Annotated in this window: 27 protein-coding genes and 1 pseudogene; 13 read left to right on the top strand and 15 right to left on the bottom strand. The window is 58.6% G+C overall.

The window, feature by feature from the left end:
- Window positions 1-23: 23 nt before the first annotated feature.
- A complete protein-coding gene (locus DOU54_RS26935) occupies window positions 24-1,271 on the bottom strand; it encodes a Zn-dependent hydrolase (protein WP_113732189.1) in 1,248 nt (415 codons plus the stop codon).
- Between the two features lie 259 nt (window positions 1,272-1,530).
- Here DOU54_RS26935 and rutR point away from each other — a divergent pair, with 259 nt between their 5' ends.
- From rutR to DOU54_RS26920, 3 genes and pseudogenes are all read left to right on the top strand, one after another.
- Window positions 1,531-2,172 carry an HTH-type transcriptional regulator RutR gene (gene rutR / locus DOU54_RS26930; RefSeq protein ID WP_112556903.1) on the top strand — a complete coding sequence of 214 codons (642 nt, stop codon included), beginning with the start codon at window positions 1,531-1,533 and terminating at the stop codon, window positions 2,170-2,172.
- A 265-nt stretch (window positions 2,173-2,437) separates the two neighbouring features.
- Window positions 2,438-2,761 (top strand): annotated as a pseudogene (locus tag DOU54_RS26925) (DUF2325 domain-containing protein); the annotation flags it as partial.
- Window positions 2,742-3,029 (top strand): hypothetical protein, encoded by a 288-nt coding sequence (locus DOU54_RS26920; protein ID WP_113381282.1) that lies wholly within the window; start codon window positions 2,742-2,744, stop codon window positions 3,027-3,029. The pseudogene DOU54_RS26925 and the gene DOU54_RS26920, both read left to right, overlap by 20 nt.
- Window positions 3,030-3,121: 92 nt before the next feature.
- On the opposite strand, the gene DOU54_RS26915 is transcribed toward DOU54_RS26920, so the two are convergent.
- From DOU54_RS26915 to uppO, 5 genes are all read right to left on the bottom strand, one after another.
- Window positions 3,122-3,517, bottom strand: coding sequence for a DUF423 domain-containing protein (locus tag DOU54_RS26915; RefSeq protein WP_004443245.1), 396 nt, complete (start codon window positions 3,515-3,517; stop codon window positions 3,122-3,124).
- Complete coding sequence (locus DOU54_RS26910; RefSeq protein ID WP_037091753.1) at window positions 3,514-3,915, bottom strand: group II truncated hemoglobin; 402 nt, start codon at window positions 3,913-3,915, stop codon at window positions 3,514-3,516. The genes DOU54_RS26915 and DOU54_RS26910 overlap by 4 nt, the downstream gene beginning before the upstream one ends.
- Before the next feature lie 102 nt (window positions 3,916-4,017).
- Window positions 4,018-4,371 (bottom strand): HepT-like ribonuclease domain-containing protein, encoded by a 354-nt coding sequence (locus DOU54_RS26905; protein ID WP_113381281.1) that lies wholly within the window; start codon window positions 4,369-4,371, stop codon window positions 4,018-4,020.
- Window positions 4,371-4,667 carry a nucleotidyltransferase family protein gene (locus DOU54_RS26900; RefSeq protein WP_006699572.1) on the bottom strand — a complete coding sequence of 99 codons (297 nt, stop codon included), beginning with the start codon at window positions 4,665-4,667 and terminating at the stop codon, window positions 4,371-4,373. The genes DOU54_RS26905 and DOU54_RS26900 overlap by 1 nt, the downstream gene beginning before the upstream one ends.
- A 38-nt stretch (window positions 4,668-4,705) precedes the next feature.
- Window positions 4,706-6,121, bottom strand: coding sequence for a polysaccharide biosynthesis phosphomannomutase UppO (gene uppO, locus DOU54_RS26895; protein ID WP_113381280.1), 1,416 nt, complete (start codon window positions 6,119-6,121; stop codon window positions 4,706-4,708).
- Window positions 6,122-6,378: 257 nt separating this feature from the next.
- On the opposite strand from uppO, the gene uppM reads away from it, so the two are divergent.
- On the top strand, window positions 6,379-8,001 hold the full coding sequence (gene uppM / locus DOU54_RS26885; RefSeq protein WP_045532332.1) for a polysaccharide biosynthesis protein UppM: 1,623 nt from the start codon (window positions 6,379-6,381) through the stop codon (window positions 7,999-8,001).
- A 20-nt stretch (window positions 8,002-8,021) separates the two neighbouring features.
- Here the strand turns inward: uppM and DOU54_RS26880 are convergent, their stop codons facing one another.
- Window positions 8,022-8,231 (bottom strand): hypothetical protein, encoded by a 210-nt coding sequence (locus DOU54_RS26880; protein ID WP_003491679.1) that lies wholly within the window; start codon window positions 8,229-8,231, stop codon window positions 8,022-8,024.
- A 243-nt stretch (window positions 8,232-8,474) separates the two neighbouring features.
- On the opposite strand from DOU54_RS26880, the gene uppL reads away from it, so the two are divergent.
- Complete coding sequence (uppL, locus tag DOU54_RS26875; protein WP_113381308.1) at window positions 8,475-9,275, top strand: polysaccharide biosynthesis UDP-hexose transferase UppL; 801 nt, start codon at window positions 8,475-8,477, stop codon at window positions 9,273-9,275.
- A 154-nt stretch (window positions 9,276-9,429) separates the two neighbouring features.
- Window positions 9,430-9,678: a hypothetical protein gene (locus DOU54_RS26870; protein ID WP_162749603.1), complete on the top strand. Its 249-nt coding sequence runs from the start codon at window positions 9,430-9,432 to the stop codon at window positions 9,676-9,678.
- 21 nt (window positions 9,679-9,699) lie between these two features.
- Here DOU54_RS26870 and uppJ read toward each other — a convergent pair whose 3' ends face one another.
- Together uppJ and uppH are read right to left on the bottom strand one after the other, a co-directional pair.
- Window positions 9,700-10,644, bottom strand: coding sequence for a polysaccharide biosynthesis UDP-hexose transferase UppJ (uppJ, locus tag DOU54_RS26865; protein WP_113381278.1), 945 nt, complete (start codon window positions 10,642-10,644; stop codon window positions 9,700-9,702).
- Between the two features lie 8 nt (window positions 10,645-10,652).
- Entirely contained in the window at window positions 10,653-11,564 is a 912-nt protein-coding gene (gene uppH / locus DOU54_RS26860) for a polysaccharide biosynthesis endo-1,4-beta-xylanase UppH (protein WP_113381277.1), read from the bottom strand.
- Between the two features lie 275 nt (window positions 11,565-11,839).
- Between uppH and uppI the strand changes: the two genes are divergently transcribed.
- On the top strand, window positions 11,840-12,910 hold the full coding sequence (uppI, locus tag DOU54_RS26855) for a polysaccharide biosynthesis UDP-hexose transferase UppI (protein WP_113381276.1): 1,071 nt from the start codon (window positions 11,840-11,842) through the stop codon (window positions 12,908-12,910).
- 2 nt (window positions 12,911-12,912) lie between these two features.
- Entirely contained in the window at window positions 12,913-13,992 is a 1,080-nt protein-coding gene (gene uppG / locus DOU54_RS26850) for a polysaccharide biosynthesis glycosyltransferase UppG (RefSeq protein ID WP_048902740.1), read from the top strand.
- Between the two features lie 36 nt (window positions 13,993-14,028).
- Here uppG and DOU54_RS26845 read toward each other — a convergent pair whose 3' ends face one another.
- A complete protein-coding gene (locus DOU54_RS26845; RefSeq protein WP_162749602.1) occupies window positions 14,029-15,099 on the bottom strand; it encodes a GNAT family N-acetyltransferase in 1,071 nt (356 codons plus the stop codon).
- Between the two features lie 534 nt (window positions 15,100-15,633).
- On the opposite strand from DOU54_RS26845, the gene uppW reads away from it, so the two are divergent.
- Both uppW and DOU54_RS26835 read left to right on the top strand, forming a co-directional pair.
- A complete protein-coding gene (gene uppW / locus DOU54_RS26840; protein WP_113381274.1) occupies window positions 15,634-17,010 on the top strand; it encodes a Wzy-type polysaccharide biosynthesis protein UppW in 1,377 nt (458 codons plus the stop codon).
- A 470-nt stretch (window positions 17,011-17,480) separates the two neighbouring features.
- On the top strand, window positions 17,481-19,430 hold the full coding sequence (locus tag DOU54_RS26835; RefSeq protein WP_113381273.1) for a methyl-accepting chemotaxis protein: 1,950 nt from the start codon (window positions 17,481-17,483) through the stop codon (window positions 19,428-19,430).
- Between the two features lie 430 nt (window positions 19,431-19,860).
- On the opposite strand, the gene DOU54_RS26830 is transcribed toward DOU54_RS26835, so the two are convergent.
- The 5 genes from DOU54_RS26830 to DOU54_RS26810 all read right to left on the bottom strand — a co-directional run bounded on the left by DOU54_RS26830 (window position 19,861) and on the right by DOU54_RS26810 (window position 24,479).
- On the bottom strand, window positions 19,861-20,898 hold the full coding sequence (locus tag DOU54_RS26830; RefSeq protein ID WP_113732188.1) for a PIN domain-containing protein: 1,038 nt from the start codon (window positions 20,896-20,898) through the stop codon (window positions 19,861-19,863).
- Between the two features lie 102 nt (window positions 20,899-21,000).
- Window positions 21,001-22,758 (bottom strand): phage terminase large subunit family protein, encoded by a 1,758-nt coding sequence (locus DOU54_RS26825; RefSeq protein ID WP_210206223.1) that lies wholly within the window; start codon window positions 22,756-22,758, stop codon window positions 21,001-21,003.
- Entirely contained in the window at window positions 22,751-23,251 is a 501-nt protein-coding gene (locus DOU54_RS27680) for a hypothetical protein (RefSeq protein ID WP_113732186.1), read from the bottom strand. Before DOU54_RS27680 ends, DOU54_RS26825 begins: the two co-directional genes overlap by 8 nt.
- 365 nt (window positions 23,252-23,616) lie before the next feature.
- On the bottom strand, window positions 23,617-24,078 hold the full coding sequence (locus tag DOU54_RS26815; protein ID WP_113732185.1) for a hypothetical protein: 462 nt from the start codon (window positions 24,076-24,078) through the stop codon (window positions 23,617-23,619).
- On the bottom strand, window positions 24,075-24,479 hold the full coding sequence (locus tag DOU54_RS26810) for a hypothetical protein (protein ID WP_113732184.1): 405 nt from the start codon (window positions 24,477-24,479) through the stop codon (window positions 24,075-24,077). Before DOU54_RS26810 ends, DOU54_RS26815 begins: the two co-directional genes overlap by 4 nt.
- Between DOU54_RS26810 and DOU54_RS28585 the strand changes: the two genes are divergently transcribed.
- The 3 genes from DOU54_RS28585 to DOU54_RS26800 all read left to right on the top strand — a co-directional run.
- Window positions 24,478-24,636: a phage major capsid protein gene (locus tag DOU54_RS28585; RefSeq protein WP_502695994.1), complete on the top strand. Its 159-nt coding sequence runs from the start codon at window positions 24,478-24,480 to the stop codon at window positions 24,634-24,636. The genes DOU54_RS26810 and DOU54_RS28585 overlap by 2 nt on opposite strands.
- A 2-nt stretch (window positions 24,637-24,638) precedes the next feature.
- On the top strand, window positions 24,639-24,851 hold the full coding sequence (locus tag DOU54_RS26805; protein WP_146617415.1) for a phage head-tail joining protein: 213 nt from the start codon (window positions 24,639-24,641) through the stop codon (window positions 24,849-24,851).
- A 3-nt stretch (window positions 24,852-24,854) separates the two neighbouring features.
- On the top strand, window positions 24,855-25,107 hold a 253-nt coding region (locus tag DOU54_RS26800; RefSeq protein ID WP_113732182.1), incomplete at its 3' end, for a DUF2190 family protein.

The following is a 25,107-nucleotide window of genomic DNA, read 5'->3' as shown; positions in this document are numbered from 1 at the left end:
GGGGCCTGCCATCGTGGGCACGGTCATTCCACGATCTCCGCAGTCTCCAGCACCGCATGCAACAGCACGTCGCAGCCGGCCTTTGCCCATTCGGGTGAAATTTCCTCCGCCTCGTTGTGGGAAAGCCCGTCCACGCAGGGGCAGAAGATCATGGTTGAGGGGGCAACTCTGGCCGTCCAGCAGGCATCGTGGCCGGCGCCGGAGATGATGTCCATGTGACTGTAGCCCAGTCGTTCGGCGGCGGAGCGCACCCGGCCGACCAGCACGGGATCGAAGGTGACGGGGTCGAAATGGCCGATGGCTTCGATCGAGCAGCCGACGCCGAGTTCTTCGGCGATGGCGGGCACCTCGCGTTCGAAGATGGCGCGCATGCTGTCGAGCTTTGCCTGCGAGGGGGTTCTGAGGTCGATGGTGAAGACCACCTTGCCGGGCAGCACATTGCGGGAATTGGGCGTGAAGATCATCTGGCCGACACCGGCGACGGCTCCCGGCTGGTGAGCCATCGCCACTTCCTGCACCTTTTCGAGGATTCGCGCCGCGGCAAGGCCGGCATTAACGCGCATCGCCATCGGGGTGGAGCCGGTATGGGCTTCCTTGCCGGTCAGCGTCACTTCCAGCCACCACAGGCCCTGGCAATGGGTGACGACGCCGATCTGCTTGTTTTCGGCCTCCAGGATCGGGCCCTGTTCGATGTGATATTCGAAATAGGCATGCATCTTGCGCGCGCCGACCTCTTCCTCACCCAGCCAGCCGATGCGTTTCAGCTCCTCGCCATAAGTCTTGCCGTCGGTATCCGTGCGGCTATAGGCGTAATCGAGATCGTGAATGCCGGCGAAGACGCCTGAGGCCAGCATGGCAGGCGCAAAGCGGGCGCCTTCCTCGTTCGACCAGTTGGTAACGACGATCGGGTGTCTGGTTTTGATGTTTAGATCGTTAAGGCTGCGCACGACTTCCAGACCGGCCAGCACGCCAAGCACGCCGTCATATTTGCCGCCGGTCGGCTGGGTATCGAGATGGCTGCCGATATGAACGGGGAGCGCGTCCGGGTCCTCGCCGGCGCGGGTGGCGAACATGGTGCCCATGCGGTCGACGCCCATCGTCAGGCCTGCCGCTTCGCACCAGCGCTGGAAAAGGCTGCGGCCTTCCGCATCCTCATCCGTCAACGTGCGGCGATTATTGCCGCCGGCAATGCCGGGGCCAATCTTCGCCATATCCATCAGACTATCCCACAGACGGTCGCCATTGACCGTCAAGTTCTTACCCGCCGTCATGAAGTGTCGTCCTCACCTGTTTTGTTTTTATCAAAGCAAAGCTTGTGCCGTTCCCTTTTTTGCCGGTTAAGATAACAGCCATTGCCTTGTGGCGGCGATGATGGATAAATTGACCGGCTGGTAAACATTGCAAATTCGCGATGGCGTCAGCAAGGGAATTTGTGACGAAACGCAGTAATTTTGCCTAAGCTATGAACGTCGATTATTTTTTAAGCATACTGTAGCGGCAATTGCATTGAAAAGAAACAGAGAGCTGAGAATGGCCATACCGCGCGCAGCGAAAACACAGAAGCGGACCCGCATTCAGGAGGAAAAGCAGGAAGCGATTCTTGAAGCTGCACTCAGTGTCTTTTCCACGAATGGGTTCCGCGGCTCCACCATAGACCAGATTGCGGAAGCGGCCGGCATGTCCAAGCCGAATGTGCTTTATTACTTCCGCACCAAGGAGGCGATGCATCGGGCCCTGATCGAGCGGGTGCTGGACACGTGGCTCGACCCGCTGCGCGCTTTCAATGCCGAGGGTAATCCTGAAAGCGAGATCCGCTCCTATATTCGCCGCAAGCTGGAAATGTCGCGTGATTTTCCGCGCGAAAGCCGGTTGTTTGCGAATGAGATCCTGCAGGGCGCCCCGCATATCGAGGATGAACTGAAGGGCCCGTTGAAACAGCTGGTGGATGAGAAGGCCGAGGTGATCCGCGCTTGGGTGAAGGCCGGGCGGATGGCCAAATGTGACCCTTACCACCTCATTTTCTCGATCTGGTCGACCACCCAGCACTATGCCGATTTCGATGTACAGGTGCGGGCGGTTCTGGGCGACAAGAATGGCGGCGAGGGACGTTTCGAAGACGCGGCCCGCCATCTGGAACAGCTTTTCATGGGCGGGTTGCGGATAAACGGCTGATCGGCCTGCTTCTCGCGATTATGTGATAAGCCCTCCGCATAAAAACATGAGGAAATTTATCACCTTTATACTTTACTCCAAAACTCATCTTTATTATGTTGCCGGCATCCCGAACGTCGGGGCCCGATATCGGGGTATCAAAAACCAACCGGCAGGTGAGGGAATGGCACGCAAGGAAAAGAAGAAGGCCGAACGTGGCGGCAAGCAGGGCAAAGGCGCTCCCCAGACCGAGCGGGACGTGGCCGAACAGCAGCTTTCCGGTCCGAAAAGCTTTCTTTATGTCGGCGGCCGTGACTGTCAGGTTGCCCATCTTCGCCAGATCGCCAGCAATTTCGGCGCCGAACTGATCCACCACGACGGCGGCCTGCGTGAGGCGGTGTCGCGCATCGATACCGTGCTTCCTTCCGTCGACTGCGTTTTCTGCCCGATCGACTGTATCAGCCACGATGCGTGTCTGCGGGTGAAGTCGGGTTGCAAGAAATTCGGCAAGACGTTCATTCCGCTGCGCAATGGCAGCAAATCCAGTCTGGAGCGGGCGCTTCAGACGATGAATGAACGGAGCCCCAGCGATGAGCGACGAGCGCAATAATTTTCCCGACGAGCACCGCACGGCGGACAGACCGTGTGGTGTGGAACTGCACAAGATGGCCGAACAGGCGAGCGATCCGGCCACGACGGAATTTTATGACATCATCGGCGAACGCGAAAGAGGCAGCCGCGTTGCCGGAAGCGGCGGCAGTGTGGTGACCTTTCCCCATCAGCGCGCCCGCCAGCCGGGTGAAACGACGGCCTTTCAAACAGGTGTGGCGGCTGAAAAAGGCCGCAACATTCTGCCGTTTCGCTGGACGCGTGGTTAGCGTTAAATCCTTGCCGAGAGGGCAAGATGGCGCCAGGTGTAAGGAAAGCTCCGCTCGCACTCCGGGTCACGATGCAGATGCCCTAAAAACAATCAGCCTTTCGGCTTCAGAAACGCTCCCGCGCACAACACCAGCCAACCCGCGATCATGCCGATGCCGCCCAGCGGCGCAGCGTATGGAAACAGGCTATGGCCGGAAAAATGCCTGATAACGAGATCGCCGGCGAAGATCGCCGTGCCGAGACCGAGGATCAAGCCCGCCGGAATGGCGGTCCTGATGCGATCCGCACCGATATGGAGCGCGATAAGAACCGGCGCATGCGCCAGCGCCATGGCGGAAGCATTACCGAGCATATAGGTTTCGCCGGTATGGGTGGCAGCGGCGGCAAGCATGACGCCGGCAGCACCCAGCAGGCTGCCCAGCAACAGAATGAAGGCCCGTAATCTGGCCCCGGGCACCGTCGCTATGGTCGCGTTCTGCGTGGTCATTGGCTGTCCGCCTCCCGGTTCTGCATGTGAAAGGCGAGCCTCTCGATCGGGGGCCATATGATCTCGCGCAGCTTCGGGTTTTCGATCGTCTCCTCCATGGCGCGGCGGAAGCAGAGCAGCCATTCATCCCGCTCGGCAGGGCCGATCGGGGCGACGAAATGGCGGCGGCGCAGCATCGGGTGGCCGTGCTTCTCGACGTAGACCGGCGGTCCGCCAAGATATCCGGTCAGGTAATCGTAGAACTTCGCTTCGCTGCCGGAAAGATCGGCCGGATGGATGGCGCGGCAGCGGGCTGCTTCCGGCAGGGTATCCATCAGTTGATAGAAGCGCCGGGTGAGCGCCCTGACGGTCGCATCGCCACCGATCGCTTCATAAAGGGTAATGGTTTCGCCGGTCATAATCCGCCTCTTGTGGCCCTCCGGCTCTTATCGCTCCGCGGAGCCGGAAGAGCAACAGGCACGGGCAGGGTGCGACATTTCGGACATCACACCGAAAAGTACTCAGTTTTTACTTTCGATGGATCGTCGGATAGTCTCAACAGCAGTTTTAAGCGGTGCCACATAGTCGGTGACAACCGCCCAAACGATGTCGTCAGCGATTTTGTGGTATTCATGACGCAAAATATTACCGATACCGCGAACCTGCTTCCACGGGACATCCGGCGCCAGCTCCAGCAAGTCTTCGGGTAGGTGGCGGGATGCCTCGGAAACTATTTCCAGAGCGCGCTGCACAGCAAGTTTGAGAAGCCAATTTTGCTTGAAATCAGCAAGTGACAGACCTGCAGTATGGTTTTCAATGCCGTTTATGGCTTCCAGAATTTCGGCAAGAACAGGCTCGACCTTACGTGCGGCCATCAAAATATCCGCACCGCGGATTGTTCGATGTCATTGCGGAGCAGCGGGTGCAGGCTATTGCGTGTCGTCACGTCCACTTCCACCGCCAATTCCTCTTCCAGAAACTGCTTGATACCGACGAGATCGAGCAATGAGAAACGGCGACCCGGATCATAGTCAATGAAAATATCCAGGTCGCTCGAGGCAATGGCTTCATCACGGGCCGTCGAGCCAAAAAGATAAAGCGAGGTTGCGCCCATGCTTTCCACCGCTTGGGCGTGTTGCTTGAGTTTGCTGATGGCGTCCGCTTTCTTCATACAAGCAGTCTACACCATCGCGTATGCGGCATCCACTCTCATCCAAAATTTCGGATAAGGTCGAGCCCCTTGCTCAAAAGCGTCTCGGCCTCATCCTGATTGGCAGCTTCGACGTAGCAGCGCATTTCCGGCGCGTTGCCTGACGGGCGGAAGTGGATGGTGCTGCCGTCGGTCAATGACACGCGCAGGCCGTCGATGTCGCTCAGGCCTTTCACCGTGCCAACCGGCGCGAGGAAGGCTTCGAGATTGGTGCGCGAGGCGCGCAGATGAGCCATCAGCGCGGCGCTCTTTTCCTGCGCGAAATTTTCCAGGCGGTCGGCGGCGGCGACCGGAAGGTTATAGGCTGCGGCGATTTGCGACAGCGGTTTTTTCTGTTCCGACGAAAGAAGCAGCACGGCGAGAACGGGCAGGAAGCTGTCACGCGTAGGCAGCGGCGAGAGGGGCCTGCCGTTAAGCGTGAAGGAAGAGGCCGTCAGCAGGCCGCCATTCGCCTCGAAGCCCATCACGCCGTTCTTGCCGGATGAAAGGGCGTCTGCCATGCCGGCAATGACGAAAGGCGAGCCAACCTTCGTACGAACGACCTCAAAGGAACCATTGGCCTCGATGCCGGAATTGGACGTTACAGGGGTGACAACGACGCCTGCGCCAAGGAAATTGGCGGTGATGAGGCCAATGAGGTCGCCGCGCAGCGGTACGCCCCTTTCATCGGCCAGAAGGGGGCGGTCACCGTCGCCATCGGCGGAAACAATGGCGTCGAGACTGTGCTCAGGAGCCCATTTTCTGAGAAGCGAAAGCGTCTCCAGCGAGACCGCCTCCGTATCGACGGGGATGAAGGTCTCCGAGCGGCCGAGCGGAACGACTTCGGCGCCGTAATGGGCGAGAACGTCGACAAAGAGATCGCGCGCCACCGTGCTATGCTGGTAAACACCGATCTTGAGGCCTGAGAGAGCCATTTCCGGCAACAGCGCGATGTTGCGTTCGTAGAATAGTTCGGCTGCGATGGCGGAATGGTCTTCGGCAGTCGCCGATTCGTCGCTGGTGCCTTCCGCTTCGATTTCGGCGGCGAGGGCTGCGATGGCCGTCTCGTCCTGCTTGTCGATTTCGCCATCCGGGCGGTAGAACTTGATGCCGTTGCGGTCGGCCGGTATGTGGGAGCCCGTGATCATCAGCGCGCCCGCCTTCAGCGACAGAGCATAAAGCGCCAGAGCCGGGGTGGGCACCGTGCCGCAATCGAACGGCGTGAGGCCTGCCTTTTTCAACGCCGCGATGCAGGTGGCGGACACATCGGGGCTCGAATCGCGGAAATCGCGGCCAACGAGAATGGGGTCGCCCGCCTTTGCCTGGCCCGATGTGAGAAGGTGCCTCGCAAATGCCGTGGCATAAACGGCCGACGCTTTTCCTTTCAGATCGACGGAGAGGCCACGAAGGCCGCTCGTTCCAAATTTCAGGCTCATTCTCAACTCCGCTTCCGTAAAATCCTTGAGGGCCAAATGGATAGTTCAAAAATGTAACGCTTGAAAGAACCGTATCGATCCATTCACGTCAATCCTCCCCTTCCCTGGAGGCCGCGAATAGGCGATGATGACGGCAATGATGCGGGTAACCTAAAATTCACCCGTCATATTTAAACTTGTCCGTCGATAGCGGCTATGGCGACGATGAGCATCATCGGTTGCCGGCTTTTTTTGGTTCGTTCGAGTTGGATTGGCTGATGTACAGGCTTCAAAAGGCGGGACATAAGCAGGTACGTCCGCTCGATGAAAAAACGGCGCCGGCCGCGAAAACTCATGGTTCCCTGCTGGATGATCTGGTGGATGACGACGAGGTTTTCGAGCGCACGGTGCTAAAAGAGCATCTCGAGCCGAAACCGGCGGCGGCTGCCGTCGAGCCCGCTCCGGCCGCGAGACCGGTGAAGGCGTCGTCGCCCAGCGGAAGTCTGGCCGCAGCATTGCCGGGCCTCAGCCATATCGACAGGATCGGCGTTGACGACGTCCTCATCTGGCTTCGCAGGGGCATCGTCTGGATCGTTCTGGCGATCATTCTCTGCGTCGCGGCTGCGCTCAGCTATGCGTATATGACGCCGCCACGCTACACGGCCTATACGGATATCGTCGTCAATCCCTCCAATCTCAACGTTGTCAACGACGGCGTGTTCTCGCCGAACCAGCAGCGTGACACGCAGATTCTCGAAGTCGAAAGCAAGCTGCGCACGATCACGTCGCGCAACGTGCTGGCGCGGGTGGTGGAGGAACTGAAGCTCGATCAGGATCCGGAATTCATCAGCCCGCCGCCGCTCGCCCGGCTGAAGGCGATGTTTTCATCCAGGCCGGAAGACGGCGACAACCGGCTCGGTGCACTCCGCTCCCTCGGCGACCGGGTCGCAGCGGAACGCGACCCACGCTCCTTCGTGGTGACGCTTTCGGTCTGGACCAATGATGCCGACAAATCCGTGACGGTCTCAAAGGCCATCGTGAAGGCGTTTGAAACCGAGCTGTTCCAGACGACCTCCGACAGCAGCCAGCGTGTCGTCGACGATCTCAGGAAGCGGCTTGAGGAAATGCGCGAGAATGTTACTGCGGCTGAAAAGCGGGTGGCCGATTTCCGTCGCGAAAACGGCCTTCAGGAGAATAATGGCCAGCTTGTCAGCAACCTGGCCTCCGGTGAGCTCAATGCACAGGTTCTCGCGGCCCAGCAGCGCGTCATCCAGGAGGAATCCCGGCTGAAGCAGATGGAGGCGGCAATCGCGCAGAACCGCACGCAAAGCGATGCGATTTTCGATAGCCAGACCATGAACACGATCCGGGCGCAATACAGCACCCTGCAGCAGCAGATCGGAGCCATGACGCTGACTTACGGCGCGCGTCATCCGCGGCTGGCGACTGCAGGTGCGGAACGGGCCATGCTGGAACGCGGCATGGCCGACGAGGCGCGGCGCATTCTGCAGGCAGCCAAGACAAATGTCGCCGAAGCGCGCTCCTCGCTCGATGCGCTGCGACTGAAAGCCGTGGCGGAGCGTGCCAATGTCTTCACCGATAACGAAGCGCAGGTCCGGCTGAGGGATCTTGAGCGCGACGCCCGCTCGGCAGCGGCGATCTATGAGACCTATCTTACCCGGTCACGCCAGCTCGCCGAACAGCAATCGATCGATTCCACCAATGTCCGCGTTATTTCGCAGCCGGTTGCGCCGAACTCCAGAAGCTGGCCGCCGGGCAAGCTGGTCTTCCTCGTCGCTGGCGGCGCGGGTGGCCTGTTTCTCGGCCTCGCCATTGCGATCGCACTCGGGCTGTGGGGTTATCTGCGCCGGGACGATCATGCGGAAGCCGCGGCGCGTTAAACCTGGGACCCCGCGCCGACTTATTCTTCCGAGATCAGGCCATCATAAACTTCAAGGAGAGCGGCGGCGATGGCCGCACCCAGCGCATTGCCGGCATCGCGAATGCCTGCCTCGTCGCCATCACGGACGGAAACGGCGAGATCGGACGCCTCGTTGGCAACGATTTCCTTCGCCCGCTCTATTGCCCAGAGGCCGAAATCGCCGCGGTTGTCGATTGAAATGGTTTCCATGGCCGGGACCTTTGTCATTGATGTTTCCGTCCACTAAACCATCGGACGCCAAACGGGAATAGGCGAGGGGAAGGTCATTCAACCAGCGGGCGTGCAATTTCCCCGCCTCAAGCGGAGGATTTATAATAATATTAATGATAGTTCTTCGTAGTGTTTGAAGCCTTCTATTTTATGCATATGCGTGCCCATAACAATGAAACGATGCCTATCTTGGACGCCGGACAGATTATGACAGGGAGAGAGATGCCGCAGACGGAGGAGACTGGTCATTCCTGGCCGGTCATTTCTCTTGCGTCCCTACCCATTACTGACGCAACCATCGATGAAACCGCGCGGGATTTCATCCTGCGTGCAACGACGGAGCGTGCGCCGGGTACAAGTCCGTTTTATTCGACATCCGCAAACGGTCAGGTCATCGCGCTCTGCCACCACGACCGCGAATTCGACGCCATGCTGCGGCAGGCGGACCAGATTCACGCCGACGGCATGTCGCTGGTGATCTTCTCCCGCAAGTTCTGTGCCCGGGCGTTGAGAGAACGGGTTGCAACGACGGATCTCGTCCATGCGGTGGCCAAGCGCGCCGAAGAGACGGGCAGCCGGTTTTATTTCCTTGGCGGTTCCGAAGAGGTGAACCGTGCGGCGGTCGAGGAAATGCAGAGGCTTTATCCGCGCCTCGTCTTTTCGGGACGCCATAATGGTTATTTCAGTCCGGATCGCGGGGACGAAATCATTGCCGATATTGTCGCCTCGAAGACCGATATTCTTTGGGTCGGCTTCGGCATCCCGCTCGAGCAGCGCTTCGTTTCGCGCAATCTGGACAGGCTTTCCGGCGTCGCCGTGATCAAGACCTGCGGCGGCCTTTTTGATTTCATTGCCGGCAAGAACAGCCGGGCGCCGCAGTGGATGCAGGATATGGGGCTGGAATGGCTCTACCGGGCGATGCTTGAGCCGAAGCGTCTTGGAAAACGTTACCTGCTGACCAATCCGATCGCCATATATTCGCTGCTGAAGTATCGCTTTGGCGCTTCGGGGCAGAAGCGCTAGATCATTGCGCCGTCTTGCCCGATAAATGTAAGGTTTTTCTAACTTATTGAATCAGCGCGCTGCGGCGCCGAAACCCGTTGCAACTGCGAACGGCTGCGCTACACTGCACAAATATTACAAATTTATTCGAATCAGAGATATTTCGAGGCCACCAATGGTGATTACGTCCATTTCTCTTTTCATATATGGAATTGGCACCGTTACCTCTCTCGCCATGACCTATATTGAAGGCGCCCGCCGCGACAAGAACTGGGATTTTTATCGGGTAACCGGCATTGTCCTTTGTTTTTTCTGGCCGGTGCTCGTGCCGCTTCTCGTACTTGCGACGGCCTTTTCGTCTTTCGGTTTGCAGAAACGGCGCGCGAACCCGATGTCGTTCGGCAGGCAAAAGACACTGGGTTAAACGTGACGGTAAGATCGGGCGTCAGCTTTTCTTCGCCGGTGCCTTATAGGGCGTGAGCGTGATGCCGAGGCTCGCCATCACCCGGCCCACGGACATGAGGGGGGGATGGGTGGCGGGCAGCAGCGAACCGGTTTTCAGCAATGCTGAAACGGCGCGGAAGAGCGACAGGCACAGGCTGACGGCATTTTTGGCGGCGAGCAGCAGTCCGCCCTTCAGGCCGGGGCGGCGGGCGCGATCGATGCTGTAATTGATGATGCCGGTCCGGAGCGAGCGCTCCATGATCCAGCGCGGTGCCATGCGGCTTTCCGGCACGTATTCGATGATGAGGGCGTTCGCATTCCAGGCGAATTTGAAATCGGCCTTGCGGCAGCGTGTGAAGAAATCCATGTCGCCGCCGCCGAGGAAGTTGAACCGCACGTCGAATTCCGGCTTCGGCAAGGTTTCGAACACTCGCCGTGAAATCAGGCAATTGCCCGAGCCGTGGATCTGGTCGACCGGGCCGGTCGGTGCTTCTATGGAACCGAACAGCGGATGCGAAAGAACCGCCCTGGAAGCCGGGGCGTCGAATTCGCGATTGACGGGTCCGCCGACGATATCGGCGTCGAAGGATTTCGCCGCCGAGACCATTTGCCCAAGCCAGACGGGGGAGGCGGCCTCGTCGTCATCGATCATCAGAAACCATTGCGCGGAAGGATAGCTCTGCCGGGCGGTGCGGAACGCCGTATTGATGGCGTAACAATTGCCCTGTGTCGGTTCTACCAGGGCCAGCCCGGCCATGTCGTTTTCGGCAAAAAAGGCGCGCGCAACAGCGAGACCCTGCTGGCCTGCACCATCATTATCGACCACGACGACCGCGAAGGGAAAATCGGCCTTCTGTGCTGCAAGCGATGCAAGTGTCTTCTTCAGGCCTTCCGGCCGGCGGAAACTGGGGATGCACACCACCGCTTCCGGCATGATCTCGGACATGGAAACTCCTAAATTCCGGCAAGTGCTGCGGCGGACAAAACGACGGCCCGGAGGCTCTGGCGCGGGCGATGAATGACGGTGTCGGCCAGTGCCGAAAAGGCTTCCCGGTAACGGCGGGCACGAAACGCCTGGGCAACGGTATAGGCGTTCATGTGGTTTTCGGATTTGCGGCGAAGCCGTCCGAGCTCCTGCGGGGGTATGGCTGCGACGATGGCGGGATCGGAAAACACGGCTTCGATTGCCGGTTCGCAATCGCGGAAGGTCAAGAGCCGGTTCATCATAACGCTCGTCCGGTGAACCCGATAATCGAGGACGTGGCGGCCGGGAAGATAAACAAAGCGGCCCGCGGCGGCCAGCCTGCACCAGCCGTACCAGTCTTCCGCATACCGCAGGGTCTCGTCGAAGCCGCCGAAATCCTGGAAGATTCGGGTTCTGACCAGCATGATGCCGCCATTGACGATGAAGTTTCCGCCGAGCAGCGGCCGAAGGATGAACCCGTCAGGCTTTTCGCGGCGACGGATGAGGTTGCGACGGCCGATCTTTGCACCGTTTTCATCGATACGCTCGTAATCGCCATAAACGGCAACGACATCCGGGCCGGTGACGCCGGCGCAAAGCGCCGCGACGGCGCCAGGCTTCAGGCGGTCATCGGCATCGAGAAACATCGTCCACTCGCCACGTGCCTGCGAAAGACCGAAATTGCGAACCGCGGAAACGCCCTGCCGTCCCTGCGGCCGGGCAAGCAGTTTAACGCGCGGATCGGAAAAACCCTGCACCTTTTGCGCCGTGCTATCAGTGGAACCGTCATCGACCACCAGCACCTCGCAGACGGTTTTGCCCTGAAGCAATGCGCTTTCGATCGCTTCCACGATGTAACGCTCGCCATTGCGAACGGGGATGACAATCGAAACGGATATCAAGCTTTAAACTCCGTGAGGCATGGGCCAAGAATTCGCACGGCGAAGTTACTACCGGATTAAGCGGCGCTGGCCAATTATGACGTGGTATAGCGGCGGTTAACCTTGCAAATCTTTAATACCCTTTTGGCATGATCAGAATGTTATGTTTTGAGAATGGAGCGTGCCGGGTCCATCCGGATGTGCGGAAACGCTCCGACATTTTGGGCTGCGCATCGTTGCTGGCGAAAATCGATCCCGGTTTTCCCTCGATGCGCCGGGGTTGTGGAGGCGGATGAATGCGGATCGGGCGGCGGAATTTTCTGGGCGGTGCGGCAAGCGCGGGCCTTTTGCACGCCGTGACCGGCACGGCCTCTGCCGCGCAGAAAAAAACCTCGACCAAAACCGCCCCTTACGGCGCGGCCATTTATCTGCCTGACCTCACCGCCGATAGCCGCATCGGCGAGGCGATCGTGAAATATTGCTCGCGCATCACCCCCGTGACTGAAATGAAATGGGAGGTCATGCGGCCATCGGAAGCGGTGTTCGATTTTGCGCCCGCCGATGCACTCGCCAACTTCGCGCGCCAGCACAAGCTTTCCATGCATGGCCATCCGCTGATCTGGTACGCCTCAAATGCCCCCTGGATTGCCGGCATCGGTGGCAGCGGCAAGGTCGAGAAGCTGATGGAAACCCATATCGTCAAGGTGATGGAGCGTTACGGGGATGTGGTCCATAGCTGGGACGTGGTGAACGAACCGATCCCGGATGTTCCCGGCAATGTGCACGCCCGGCGTGACGCCTGGTATTACGGCGCCGGGCCGGACGCCATCAAGAAGGCCTTCGATATCGCCCATCAGGTCGATCCGAAAGCGCAGCTAGTTCTCAATGAATATGACGTGGAATTCGCGGTCGAAAAATCGCCGGCCAAGCGCGAGGCGTTCCGCAATCTCATTCTCGAGCTTCTGGAAAAAGGGGCGCCCATCAACGCCATCGGTCTGCAGGGGCACCTGCGCGGCGGCTGGCCGATCGCCAAGGACGAGCTTGCCGCCTTCGTGACGGAAATGCGCGGTTACGGCCTTGCCGTTCTGGTGACGGAGCTTGATGTGATGGACCAGACGCTGCCCGGTCCGGAAGCGGAACGCGATTTGCTGATCAACGGTCAGGTCCGGGATTTTCTTGAGGCGGCCTCGGCCGGCGGCCCGCTTTCCTCGATCACCACATGGGGTATTTCGGACCAGTATACCTGGATCCGCTGGGCCTATCCGCGTCGTGACGGCACGGCGAACCGGCCGTTGCCGCTCGACTGGAGCTTCAACGAAAAACCCATGATGGCCATCATCAATGAATTCCGGAACCGTGGTGCGTGACTATGAATGCTGAAATGCCGCTTCCTCCCGTCCAGAAAGCGCTGCAGGTCAATCTGCATCCCTTCGACGCTCCGCATGCCGCATTGACGTTGCCGCATCAGCTACGGGTCTGGGGCGGACAGGTGGACCGCATTCTGCTGACTGTCGATACCGGCCAGGTGGGGGCGGGTCGCTACAAGGGCAAAGGCTTCGAAGCGTCGCGCAAACGACTTTTCGACATGCTGGAGGAAATGCAGATCAACTATCCGCATCTCGTCGTCGATATCGTCGATTACAGCGATGAGGCGCGCAAGGCGGTATCCGAGACCTTCTTTTCCCGGTCGGCGGTTCCCTATCCCGCCAAGGCTTTCGACGGCGGTCCTTTCCACGTCTATTTCCACGGTCTTAAACGGGCCAACGCCCGTTACGTGCTGCACATGGACAGCGACATGATGTTTGGCGGCGGCAGCCAGAGCTGGTTTTCCGAGGCGATCGCGCTCCAGAAAGCCAATCCGGATGCGCTGTGCATCACGCCGTTTTCCGGGCCGCCGACAGTGCGGGGCGATCTCGATATTTCCCGCCATGTCGGCATGCCCGGCGTGAAGAACATTCCTGAGCCACGCAAGTTGCCGTCGCGTATTCCCACCTGGCGCTTCGCCACCGTTTCCACACGTCTTTTCATGATCGACATGGAACGCTTCGCCAAGCGGATCGGTTCGCTGGAACTGCTCAGGCCCGATGTCAAACGGCGCATCCGCTCCTATGCCTATAATCAGCAGCCCATCTCGATGCCTGCTGAGGAGGTGTTGAGCACCAACATGATGCGCAGCGGCGTCTACAGGCTGGATTTTCTCGGTACGGGTAAAGGCATGTATTCACTGCACCCGCCTTATCGTTCGCCGGAATTTTATTCGGCGCTCGCTTCCATCGTCGAGCGGATCGAAAAGGGCGATATACCCGAAGGTCAGCTCGGCGATTTCGATATCAACGGATCGATGGTGGACTGGACCAGCGCGCTGGCGGCCAAGACACGCTCCAAACGTTACGCGAAGGCCCTGCGCCATCTGATATCGGCCAATGTGGGTCGTTTTACCAAGGCTTGAGGCGGCGGCCCGGCTGGTGTCGGTCCGCGCGGGGCCTCAATAATCGGTGATGAGTTTGCTCCAGCTCTCCGAGCATAGTCCGCCTATATAGATATCCCCGGCCAGCGCCCTTTCCCTCAGCAGATCGTCCCGGGTGGCCATGCAGAAATATCCGTCATGGCGGAAGCTCATGTGGTTCTGGCGGTAAAGCGCGTTGATCAGAAAGGGCTGCGCCATGCCAGTGACATGGGCGTAATTCTCATTGTCAAAATGGTGGAACAGTGTGTTGAGGACATCGTTTTCTCGGCCGGCATCACAGACGAGATTGAGCACATAGGCGGTTCGCGCCGGCTGGCCGAAAAACAGGGCGGCTCCCATGACATGACCTTCGGCCGTCTCGATCGTCAGGCTTTTCAGTTCACCCAGGCTCTCATTCGTCCTGCTCATGCCGATCAGCCAGTGAAATTCGTCATGGGACCATTCCGGGCGGACGGAAAAACGCTCGATCATCGGCAGCGCTGCGCGGCGGAAGGTTTCGAAATCCACTTCTTTTACCCTGGCGCCCGGAGCGTGTTGCGGCCTGAGGCCTTTTTTCCATTTGCGCAGGACGCCGTCCACGAAGCCGAGCGCCGTCAGGGCAAGCGTTGTCTTGGCCAGTTTCGAACGGCGCGGCATGCGCAGTGCGATGGTTGAGAAGGGCTTCAGCGCCTTGTGCCATTGCAGGCTTTCGATGGGCAGCATGTTGCCGCCGGTCGCAACCCAATGGTCGGCGCTGACAGGCGAGGCTGTATCCGAAAACAGCATGTCGTGTTTCGATGCCCGCATGCCGCGGGACAGGCGCGCGGCCCCGAGTGCGCCGAGTTTTCCATCCGACGCGAAAGCACAGAGCAGGCGCGCCGTAACGGTTCTTCCATTGGCGACAAACCGCATGGGCACGGCCAGAATGACGCTTGTCACGCCATTCTCTCCCGCATCGTAAACCACGCTGCCGTAATCCGGATCAAAAACGGGGCTGCTGAAGAACAACGTCTCTACATAGGAGCGGAAATCGAAGCTCGTCGTGGGCCCTGTCTTCCTGAATGCGCTGTTCAGCACCCGCTCGACAGCCGGCACGTCGTCCCCGCGCATGGGGCGGACGCCGGTTGAGCTGTGCGGCGCCGGGCATCGCGTCAACTGACCGTTATCGCTATCGTCCGTCCTGGTGTGCCTCGGAACGTCCACCCTGGGTCTCCAGCCTATGCGCATTTACGAAATCAACCCAAAGATATATCTTGAGTTGTTAATATACGCTAAATAGAGTATCTGCTGGCTGCGTGAGTATACCTCCGGCATGCGAAGACGGTTCTCTTGTCGTGCAAGTAGAGGCGGGCTTTCCGGCCAGGAATTTCGTGGTAAATATTAAGGAAATCAGCGCATTAAATTTTCGATGCTAAGTTAATGCCTGAGAGCCGTTCTTCAGGGCGCAGCTTCTTTCCCGGCAGTCCTTCTCCGTTTCTAACCCTTTGACCTCGTTCCGGAAGCGCGGCCGGAAATGACGGAATTACTATTCTTCCGTGCATTATATATAACTAAAAAATAGGATTTTGGGAGGATATTCGGGTAACCGGATAAAGCGTCGGACGGGATGCCGAGGCGGTGGAAAGAGGAAGAGAAAAACCCCTTATGGATGCACCGCATGACGGACAGGGGCGTGGCTACTGGCGGGACACATTGTTTTATGTGACGTTCCTGTACTTCACAGTCGGTTTTTCGCCCTATATCTCGCTCTCCTCCACCTATCTGGGGTCCGCCATGGCGGCCGGGTCCAACCTGCTCAACCAGCTCACCGCAGTCATCCTGCTCTGCAGTTTTGTGGCATTCATGGCCAGGGAGCGCTCGTTCTCCATCATCCTTGCGCCGCGCCTGCTGACAGCGGCAATTTTCGGCTGGTTTGCCTTGACCTCGCTTCTCGGTGAAGCACCATCGTTTTCGCTACGTCGGCTTGTCATGTGCGCCATCATCTGCGTGCTCGCCGGCGGGTTCCTGCAGCTGCCGCGCACCGAGCGGCATTTCACCACGCTGCTCGCCACCTGCGTCCTCATCATATTGTTCCTGTGTTATTTCGGCGTCGTCGCCCTGCCTTCGCGGTCCATTCACCTGGCAAGCGATGCGCTGGAGCCGCTGCTGGCCGGCAACTGGCGCGGGGTCTTCCAGCACAAGAACGAGGCCGCATCGGTCATGGCGGTGCTGATCATCGTGTCGATTTATCTTTGCAGGCGCTGGTCCTTCATCGGCGGCCTCTCGGTGCTGCTGCTGTCGGTTTTCTTCCTGGTCAAGACAGGTGGCAAGACGGTGCTTGGCCTGATGCCGATCATCGTGGCAACCGGCTGGTTCATCGTTCGCTGGCCCCGGTCGCGTTATATGGTCGTGACCCTGCTTCTTTTGTTCTGCGCGGCCGTGACCGTGGGCACCACGGTAGACCCGGTGTTTTCACAGATGCTGACGAAAATGGGCATCGACGCCAGCTTTACGGGCCGAACCGATATCTGGGCTGTCGCCATCGATTACATCCGCAAAAGCCCGATCCTGGGATATGGCTACCAGGCCTTCTGGCGCAGCGATACGCTGATGTCGAGCTTCACCGAGGACAATAGCTGGGCGACCACCGCGCCGGCTTCCCATAGCGGCTATTTCGACCTGCTGCTGGAAGGTGGCGTGCCGGGGCTGGTTCTGGTGCTGATATGGATTTATCTGCTGCCGCTCCATAATCTCGGCAAAATGGACAGCGCCACGCGCAACAGTCCGTTGACGCGGCTTTATGTCGGCGTCTGGCTTTACGTCCTGCTATACGGCTTTCTGGAAACCCTGTTTCTTCTGAGCGCGGGTTTCGTCTGGTTTTTCCTGCTCGTCGCGATGATGGGCCTGCATCTGCAGGCCCATGCCAGCCTCGTCGAGGAAGAGGCGGAGCGGGAACCCGGCCAGTCCGGCGGCCCCGTGCGCAGTGCAGCGAAGCCGGGCGGGCCGCCTGCCGCACAACCGCAGGTCCTGCATTCCCGTTGACGGTTCGAGATGCGCCGCCACCGCCGGCCGCTCTGCGTCGGGTAATGATGCAAGATCACTGCTCCATACTGGTTCCGTCATTTGATATCGCGGGCAGCAGCTGCACCGCGAATCCCTGTCGGCACCTGCAATTTTTCGGCGTGAAGAAATTATAAAGTTTTTGATCATAATTATTTTGCGATAAAAGGAATCGCGAGCAGCCCATAGATCGGCTCTGCTCAGCTTTTCCTCAAGATGCGGCCTGGCGCCTGGCCTTTCAGGGGCGCCATGCCACGGGGGGAGACGACCTGTGCGTATTGCAGGGACAGGCCCGGACTTTCTTCGGCGTATGCATGATGCAGAGGCAATCCCAGCCGATGATGCGGCTATCGAAGCCCTGATGACCGGGGTCCTCGACGTGCCATGCCAGCCTTGCCGAACACCTCCTGTGGCACGGGGAAGGAGCGGTTTTTTCATGACGTGAGGTTTCCGTGTCCTTTCTCCAGAACGCCAGCATCCGCACCAAAATTCTTTCCCTCATTCTGCCGATCTGCATCGTCGGTCTTGGCGCCACCGGCTTCATGTCCGACCGCTACAAGCACGCGGACACGGCCTATTCCGATTTTATCGCCAAAGACAACGCCGCCCTGGTGGAGCTTGCCCGGGCAAACCGCAACCTGCAGTCCATGGCCTATGGTGCGTATCAGATCATGGTTTATGACGCCAATAGCCCCGACTTTAAAATCGTGAAGCAGGAATATGCGGGGGACAGGGCAGAGGTGGTAACGCGGCTGGACGATGTCAAAGCCATTTTTCCGGAAGAGACAGCAACGCTCGACAGGCTGTTGCGAGACGTCAAGGCCATTATCGCCATCACGGACAAGGCCGTGGAATTCGGTTCGACCAACCGCAACCAGGAATCCGCTGCGGAGCTTCTGAAGGCTGACGTCGCCATGCGCGCTACGGGCGCCGACATCGCCAACCTTCTTGACAAGCTTGCCAAGGGTGTCGTCAAGGGAAGCGACGACCTGACCGATCAGACCAATTCGACCATCCTCACCTCGCTGATGGCTGTTGGCGTTGCTTTCGCGACCGGCATTATTCTGGCGCTTTTCGTGGCTTCGCGCGGCATCACCACGCCGATTGCCCGCCTGCGCGAGCGCATGGTCTCGCTGGCCGCCGGTGAAACGACGGCGGAAATCGACGGAATGGCACGCAAAGACGAAGTCGGCCAGATGGCGCAGGCGGTTCAGGTTTTCCGTGAAAATGCCATCGAGCGCATTCGTCTCGAGCGGGAAACCGAAGCGAACCGCAGCCTGTCGGAACAGGACCGGATCGACCGTGAGCAGCAGAAGGCGAAGGAAGCGGCCGACGTCAAATTCGCCGTCGACAACCTCGCTGCCGGTCTCTCGAAACTCTCCGACGGCGATGTCTCTTACCGCATCCGCGAGCCGTTCACGACAACGCTCGATACCGTGCGCAACGATTTCAACACATCGGCGGAAAAGCTGCAGGCAGCCCTGACCCGTGTTGCGCAGAACGCTAACGGCATTGGCGCGGGGGCAAACGAAATCAAATCGGCCGCCGACGATCTGGCGAGACGTACCGAACAGCAAGCGGCGGCCGTGGAGGAAACCGCCGCGGCCCTGGAGGAGATAACCACGACCGTGCAGGATTCCACCAAACGCGCGCAGGAGGCGGGCCTGATCGTCAGTCGCGCCAAGGCGGGCGCGGAACAATCTGGCGAAGTGGTGCGCCGCGCCGTGGTCGCCATGGAGCAGATCGCCAATTCTGCCAATGAAATCAGCAATATCATCGGGGTGATCGATGAGATCGCCTTCCAGACAAACCTGCTTGCCCTGAATGCCGGCGTGGAGGCCGCCCGCGCCGGTGAGGCCGGCAAGGGCTTCGCCGTCGTGGCCCAGGAGGTGCGCGAGCTTGCGCAACGCTCCGCCCATGCTGCCAAGGAGATCAAGGCGCTGATCACCACCTCGAACGATCAGGTGCAGCAGGGCGTGCAGCTGGTGGGTGACACCGGCAAGGCGCTGGTGACGATCGTATCCGAAGTGCAGGAAATCAACCGGCACGTGGTTTCCATCGTGGAGGCTGCGCAGGAGCAGTCCTCGGGCCTGCAGCAGATCAACACCGCGGTCAACCAGATGGATCAGGACACCCAGAAAAACGCGGCGATGGTCGAAGAAACCAATGCCGCAAGCCACAGCCTGGCCAAGGAGGTGGCCTCTCTCAACCAGTTGCTGTCGCAATTCCGCCTCGGCGACAGCGCCTATCAGCCGCAGAGCCAGCCCGCGCCGGTGCGCACCGCCGCCGGCGGCGAAAGACCGGTAGCATCACCCGTGCGTGCGCTCGGCCACAAGCTCGCTGCCGCCTTCGCGGGCAATGCCGCCGTCGACAGATCGAGAGATGAATGGCGTGAGTTTTGATCCTGCGACTTCATTCGCCTGAAACCAGCGCCCGGTGCTTCGACCACCGGGCGGCTTTTTGCCTCTGGGTTGTCGAAGAACGGATAGCTTATCTCAGACCACCACTGATCCGCCGCCGCCTCGCCCATCGCCTTTAATGCTTCAGCAATATCGATCGGGACGGAGTCTAACGGCGTTTTCGGGGAATCCGTCTCAGACTGCAGCGACGCGCACTTGTCAAAGCATGCCGCCTCCCGGATGCGGCAACGCCATACATGCTTTCCATAGGCTTCCGTCAAAAACGAAGAGTGGCAATCCGGGGTGATACGTTCTGCGTAAAATGGCGCACCCGACATCCGCCATTTTGGGTAGGTATGCATTGCAAATTATTGAAAAACAACAATAAAATATTTTTGACGTTGCCAGAATGTGTTACGTAATGTGTCGCAACTCAAGTGTCTAGCATATCCCATTCGTCGCCCATGACCCAGCGAAGCGCAGACAGCTTACCGTTTAGCATACCCCATTCGAAATCATCCCAAGGACCGATTTCATCCGAACCTAGTTCTTCTTCGGTACGTTTCATGGCCTCAAGCATGCCCTTCCATGTCTTCTCAGTAGACATTTTTCGGCGGTCTTCAGGCTTTGCGTTATTCCATTCTTCCTCAGTAACCACTTTCTCCTCGCCGTCCTCCACTGCGGCGATGATGTTCCACTTTCGGTTATACCAAACCTGCAAAAATAGCTTGTGCTCAGCCTCTAGCAACTCCGAAAGCTGTCTCGATTGTTGGCTATACTCTCGTTCAAAAGTCACTTCCTCAATTAGGTCGCTGGCAACGTCGTTTAGTAGTGCGCCAAGATTGGTTGAGTATCGCGAAGTGGTGTCATCGAAAAGGTGTGCCAAGTCAGGATGCGGTAAACGCGTGTCCGCGCCTTTTTGGCTGAAATCCTGAATATTGTGAGTTACAAACGCGAAGACTTGGCCTTCTTTCCGTTGAGCCAATGCATCGACGTAGGTTTCAATAATGATAGCGTCCCCGATCCCGTTTATCTGTCGATGAAACGGCGCAATTTTTCCTATTGCGCGGTCCGCAGCCCTCGCTTTCATCCCGTCAGTGGCCTGTATTGGGCTAGTGGTGGCAAATAGCTTCTCAATTAGGTCCACGGCTTCATTGACGGCCTCACCTCCCGTTGCAATGCGATGATCAACATCATTGAGTTGTTGCAAGGTCGCGTTGCGGCCTTCCTCCGGTGCAAACTGCACGATAGCTTCTCGGACGCGCTTGAAATGGCTGGAAAGGCTCGCTTTGCTTGCGGCCATCACTCTATCGCGATTTCTCGCGAATTCATCGACGACCATCTGCGGTAATATCAATTCAACCTCGTCGGCTTCCGTCATTGCGAACAGAGCGTCGAGAATTGGAAGATGCCGATGGTCTTTAGTGAGGTCTAGCCAAACAGAGGTGTCAACGAGCAATTGCAAGGTCATTGTCAATCGAATGCCACAGAGGGTTTAGGATGAAACGCACAATATAAAATTCCAACGTTACTGCAACGCGGTTTGGCGAGTGGAAAACTAAGTTTTCGGTTTCTATCGGTTTAAAAACGCGGATTTGAAAACGGTCTTCTCCTGCTTCGGTGCGGCGGCGCTGGACAGTTCAATTTCCCGCCTGTCGAGATCAATGTTGATCAGGACGCGGGCCGCGAGGCTGTAGGTGAAAGCGTCCAGGCACTCGGCTCGCCTGCCGGGGATGCGCTCAAACGCTCGCGTCGGCTGGCCTCGGGTATAGCGAACAATGCGCCGCTCGCTCACAAGCTCCTCAAAGAACCGTGCTTCGAGATCGCCAGAAAAGCGGATGCTCTTGCCAGCGGACAGGCGATTGAAGATCGAATTTTTAATGGCATCGCTGCCGACGATGAAAACCGACTGGCCTTTGACGTTCGAGCGTTGCAGGGGCGGACGGCTGAAACCGGCCATGCCCTTCGAGGCTGCAACCTTGCGACCGAACCGGGGACGGGCGAAGGCATAGACATGCGGTTGATGCTCCCCGTCGCCGCTATCGATGAGCGCCGCCGATATGCCGATATGAGCGCCACCCGGATGCTGCCACGTCGTCTTGAGGAGGTCGTCCACTTCGGCCCATAGGTCGTCCGAGTCGAACCGGCCATGTATCTGCCCGTTGGCAAGGACGAACGTCTCGGTTCGGCTGTGGCCGGTCAACACCCAATCGGCCCATTGATCTTGCATGTCGATGCCTGCCGTGACGAAGAGAATATCGGCAGGGAGGTCAGTCAAGCCGAACGGCTCGGCGCGGCTGCGAAGCTCATCCTCATCCAGTTCGTCGCCCCCGTCTCGGAAGCCTTCTGCGAGTATCGTATTGACGAACACCCTAAGCGTGTCTGGGTTATTCTTTGCAACTAAAAACTCTTGAGCAAGGGCGCTCCAACGGGCGTTATGATGGGGGCTGATCAGCGCATTGAGCTTGTAACCGTGATGGACCCCGGTTCTTTCGGGCGCGGTGGCCCGCCAGACGCCTTTCGCGACCATATCGACCTTCTGACGCTCTTCGACCGCCTCAGAGCATGCAGGGCAGCGCCACGCCGCCTTTTCCGGCTCGCCTTCGGGCCAAACGATGTCCTTCCACTGGATTTCGCCGAAAGTCCCGCAACAGGGGCAAGGCACCTCGTAAATCCGCATGTCTGATTGGCCGTAAGACCGCAGCACGTGGCCGTCCTCGAAGACGGGAGTTGAGCCGAGAACGATCTTGCGGTTTGCGAACGACAGGGTGCGGCGCTCGGCAAGGACAAGGGGCGAGCCTTCGACCGTGTTTTCCATCCCGTCCGCTTCATCGATCAACAGGACGCGGATGTTGTGTCGGCGAAGGTTGCGAGGTGCGCGGCTCGGCACGACCTTGAGCGACCCGCCCGGAAAGCGACGGCTAAGTAGGGTGTTCCGGCCTGCCTCGTCGGCTTCGGCGGATAGGAGGCCGCGCAGAGCGGGTGTCGCCTCAAAGATCGGTTCGAGATCAGAAACAACCACGTCGCGGCAGTCGGACTCGGTCGGCATCAGCAGCATGATCGGCGACGGCTCATTCGCGATGTAGCTGCCGATGGCGGCGGATAGCAAAGTCGAGAAACCGACGCGGACAGATTTGACGACCGTGACACGCTCGCCCGGCCCGCCGATGGATTCCGCAATTGCCGTCTGGAACGGCCAAAGCCGCACCGGCCCAGGGAGTGCCGACACGCCAGCCGGAAGCCGGAACTCGGTTTCGATCCATTCGGAAAGGCGAAGGCGCGGCGGCGGGCGAAGGGCTGCAAGCGCGTTGCGTTCGATCCGTTCAAGCATCCCCATTGGAAAGCTCCTGCAAAGCATCGCGAATTTCGCGGTCGATGATATCGAGGTCGGCAGCGGTAAAATGTCCAGCGCGACCGGCAACGCGGGATGGCACGGCAAGGACGCCAGCGCGGACGCGGGTGAAAATTGCAGTCCAACGCGCCTCAACATCGGAGGCGCGGACAAGTTCGCCCTGGCTGATCTCGTTTTGCATTTCGAGTTTCGCGGCGGTTTGCTCAGCAACGCGGACTTTCGCGGACTCAAGATCGGCGTTGCCACGCGAGCGTTTTGCGAAAGCGAGATATTGGTGGATCGACTCCGTCGTGTCGAATTTCCCGTTCGCCTTCCGGCTCAATACGCCTTTGTCCGCGAGGCTGTTAATGGTGCGAGTATCGACATCGAAGAGAAGCGAAAGTTTCGATGCTGCCATTTCGGACGGAATGAAAGTTGGCTCATCGTGTCCGCCGCTCAATTCCTCGATTTCTTTTCGACGTGCGTTGTCCATTCTCAGATTCCCATTTCAAAAATTCTGTTGGGAGTTACGGCATGCGCTCAGCGACCCCCGCAGACGCACCCCGGCAGGAAGGACCCGTTCGCGGGCGTGTCCAATGTGTCCAGTGTCCAATGAGCTTTTTAGGTAGGGTCGCGCGCGTGTGCGGCTGCGCATGTGTGCGTATGTGCAGGCGTGTGCGCATATAACCTTATGATTACATTGGACACATTGGACACATATGGTACGGCGTTGAATTAACACGATAATCCGTGTCCAATGATATGCCGAGTGACTGGACACGCCATTCCTCTCATTGGACACGGCACATTGACGCGGCACGAATTCGCTCGATTGGATTTGCTCAGGACGATTTTGCCTCATGACAAACGCCCTCTTCGATCTCGCACCTTCACAAGTTCGTCGGCTCGCATTGCGCAATACGAATGCCATTGCATTTCGTCGGTGAAAAGGTGACGATCGATGTTGCGGCTAACCATGTCTTCAAAGTGATCTTCGGCACTTTGCGGAGTGAAGATCAGCTTGTGGTGAAGAGGCCGCGCTAGATCGTCGCCAAAGTAGACAAGCGATTCCTGTCGTCCGACGCGGCTGCAATAATAGTGTCCTGCCAATTCCCAAATTTGCAGCGCTATGCCGTCACGATACCAATAGGTTTGCGCGAACCGGAAAAGATGATGACCTTGCGTGTTCGCCGGTCCCGCGAGATCGCGCTCGATATAGAACACGGCTTGCGAGCCGATGATGTTCGGCGGATACGGATGCGGTGCGTGTTGGACAGGGATATCCAAATCCATGCACTGATAAACTTCATCATCGGTCATAGCTTGTTGCCTTTCGTGAGGATGTTTTCCAACGCATCGCGGGCGTCTGCTAAGCTCAGCAGTTCGTATTTCCACGAACGATTGCCGCGAGGTCCGCTCCTTCTCTTGTCGCCAAGGAAAGGCGTAAGCTGTTTGCCGAAAATCCGTTGGTCGATGCTGATGCCGCGATATTTGTTGGCAGGCTTGGAAGCCCAGGCATCGAATGCGTCTCTGAGGGACGTTGTATCAATCGGCTCGTCGGGCCAATCGTGCCATCCATCGGCCCCGGCAATACGTCCGGTTTCGATAGAGTCGTGCATCCATGCCGAAACGCCGGTTAGGTTCGAGGCAATGGACTCGATGAGGGCTTCGGTCGCGGGCGGGCGCGGACTCCAGGCCGTTAGATCGTAAGAGCGAAGCATGCCGGTCTTGCAGATGGCCTACCTGTCGAGTGCGCAGGGAGTCCAAATCCAGCGGACGGAAGCTTGGGACACGCTCGGCATGCGCTTTCGTGCCTTCCTCGACTTCGGTTGCGGTTGGTCCGATTGGCGCGGCGCTTACAAGAACCCTGGGGAATGATCATGGCGAGCCTGATCGAACTACAGGCTTACAGGGGACGGCTCGAAAGGGCCGTCTTTTCCGGCACCCGTCGTCTGAAAGATCAGAACGGCGAGGAAATCGAGTTTCGCAGCCAAAACGAACTCATGTCCGCGCTTGCCTTGCTCGAACGGGCGATTGCCACTCACGGCCAATCCTCATCAACCATCCGTTTCCAGACCTCGAAAGGACTGTGACCCATGAAAAACTTCATTCAACAGGGCGTCAATCTGACTGTCCCGGCCCCTGCCAATATCCTGTCCGGTGATGTCGTCGTTATCGGCGACCTTCACGGCATCGCGTCCATCAACGCCGCCGAAGGGCAGGAGTTGGTTTTCGTCACCGAAGGCGTGTTCGAGCTTCCCAAGGTTGCCGCGAACAACTTCGGCATCGGCGCGAAGGTCTACTATGACTCGACCGCCAAGCTCGTCACGACGACGGCAACCGGCAATA

This window comes from Agrobacterium sp. MS2 (assembly GCF_003261015.1).
Lineage (GTDB): Bacteria > Pseudomonadota > Alphaproteobacteria > Rhizobiales > Rhizobiaceae > Agrobacterium > Agrobacterium pusense.
This window is presented reverse-complemented; position numbering and strand designations above follow the sequence as displayed.

What these genes read in the sequence shown, in the direction of transcription:
- uppL (WP_113381308.1), top strand. Translation starts at nt 8,475, where the DNA reads ATGCCGCAGACGGAGGAGACTGGTCATTCCTGGCCGGTCATTTCTCTT.
- DOU54_RS26830 (WP_113732188.1), bottom strand. Translation starts at nt 20,898, where the DNA reads ATGACCTTGCAATTGCTCGTTGACACCTCTGTTTGGCTAGACCTCACT.
- rutR (WP_112556903.1), top strand. Translation starts at nt 1,531, where the DNA reads ATGGCCATACCGCGCGCAGCGAAAACACAGAAGCGGACCCGCATTCAG.
- DOU54_RS26805 (WP_146617415.1), top strand. Translation starts at nt 24,639, where the DNA reads ATGGCGAGCCTGATCGAACTACAGGCTTACAGGGGACGGCTCGAAAGG.
- DOU54_RS26935 (WP_113732189.1), bottom strand. Translation starts at nt 1,271, where the DNA reads ATGACGGCGGGTAAGAACTTGACGGTCAATGGCGACCGTCTGTGGGAT.
- DOU54_RS26920 (WP_113381282.1), top strand. Translation starts at nt 2,742, where the DNA reads ATGAGCGACGAGCGCAATAATTTTCCCGACGAGCACCGCACGGCGGAC.
- uppJ (WP_113381278.1), bottom strand. Translation starts at nt 10,644, where the DNA reads ATGTCCGAGATCATGCCGGAAGCGGTGGTGTGCATCCCCAGTTTCCGC.
- DOU54_RS26825 (WP_210206223.1), bottom strand. Translation starts at nt 22,758, where the DNA reads ATGCTTGAACGGATCGAACGCAACGCGCTTGCAGCCCTTCGCCCGCCG.
- uppG (WP_048902740.1), top strand. Translation starts at nt 12,913, where the DNA reads ATGAATGCTGAAATGCCGCTTCCTCCCGTCCAGAAAGCGCTGCAGGTC.
- DOU54_RS26905 (WP_113381281.1), bottom strand. Translation starts at nt 4,371, where the DNA reads ATGGCCGCACGTAAGGTCGAGCCTGTTCTTGCCGAAATTCTGGAAGCC.
- DOU54_RS26810 (WP_113732184.1), bottom strand. Translation starts at nt 24,479, where the DNA reads ATGCTTCGCTCTTACGATCTAACGGCCTGGAGTCCGCGCCCGCCCGCG.
- DOU54_RS26915 (WP_004443245.1), bottom strand. Translation starts at nt 3,517, where the DNA reads ATGACCACGCAGAACGCGACCATAGCGACGGTGCCCGGGGCCAGATTA.
- DOU54_RS26845 (WP_162749602.1), bottom strand. Translation starts at nt 15,099, where the DNA reads ATGCGCGGGGACGACGTGCCGGCTGTCGAGCGGGTGCTGAACAGCGCA.
- DOU54_RS26880 (WP_003491679.1), bottom strand. Translation starts at nt 8,231, where the DNA reads ATGGAAACCATTTCAATCGACAACCGCGGCGATTTCGGCCTCTGGGCA.
- DOU54_RS26870 (WP_162749603.1), top strand. Translation starts at nt 9,430, where the DNA reads ATGGTGATTACGTCCATTTCTCTTTTCATATATGGAATTGGCACCGTT.
- uppM (WP_045532332.1), top strand. Translation starts at nt 6,379, where the DNA reads ATGTACAGGCTTCAAAAGGCGGGACATAAGCAGGTACGTCCGCTCGAT.
- DOU54_RS26815 (WP_113732185.1), bottom strand. Translation starts at nt 24,078, where the DNA reads ATGACCGATGATGAAGTTTATCAGTGCATGGATTTGGATATCCCTGTC.
- DOU54_RS28585 (WP_502695994.1), top strand. Translation starts at nt 24,478, where the DNA reads ATGCCGGTCTTGCAGATGGCCTACCTGTCGAGTGCGCAGGGAGTCCAA.
- uppO (WP_113381280.1), bottom strand. Translation starts at nt 6,121, where the DNA reads ATGAGCCTGAAATTTGGAACGAGCGGCCTTCGTGGCCTCTCCGTCGAT.
- DOU54_RS26900 (WP_006699572.1), bottom strand. Translation starts at nt 4,667, where the DNA reads ATGAAGAAAGCGGACGCCATCAGCAAACTCAAGCAACACGCCCAAGCG.
- uppW (WP_113381274.1), top strand. Translation starts at nt 15,634, where the DNA reads ATGGATGCACCGCATGACGGACAGGGGCGTGGCTACTGGCGGGACACA.
- DOU54_RS26910 (WP_037091753.1), bottom strand. Translation starts at nt 3,915, where the DNA reads ATGACCGGCGAAACCATTACCCTTTATGAAGCGATCGGTGGCGATGCG.
- DOU54_RS27680 (WP_113732186.1), bottom strand. Translation starts at nt 23,251, where the DNA reads ATGGACAACGCACGTCGAAAAGAAATCGAGGAATTGAGCGGCGGACAC.
- uppI (WP_113381276.1), top strand. Translation starts at nt 11,840, where the DNA reads ATGCGGATCGGGCGGCGGAATTTTCTGGGCGGTGCGGCAAGCGCGGGC.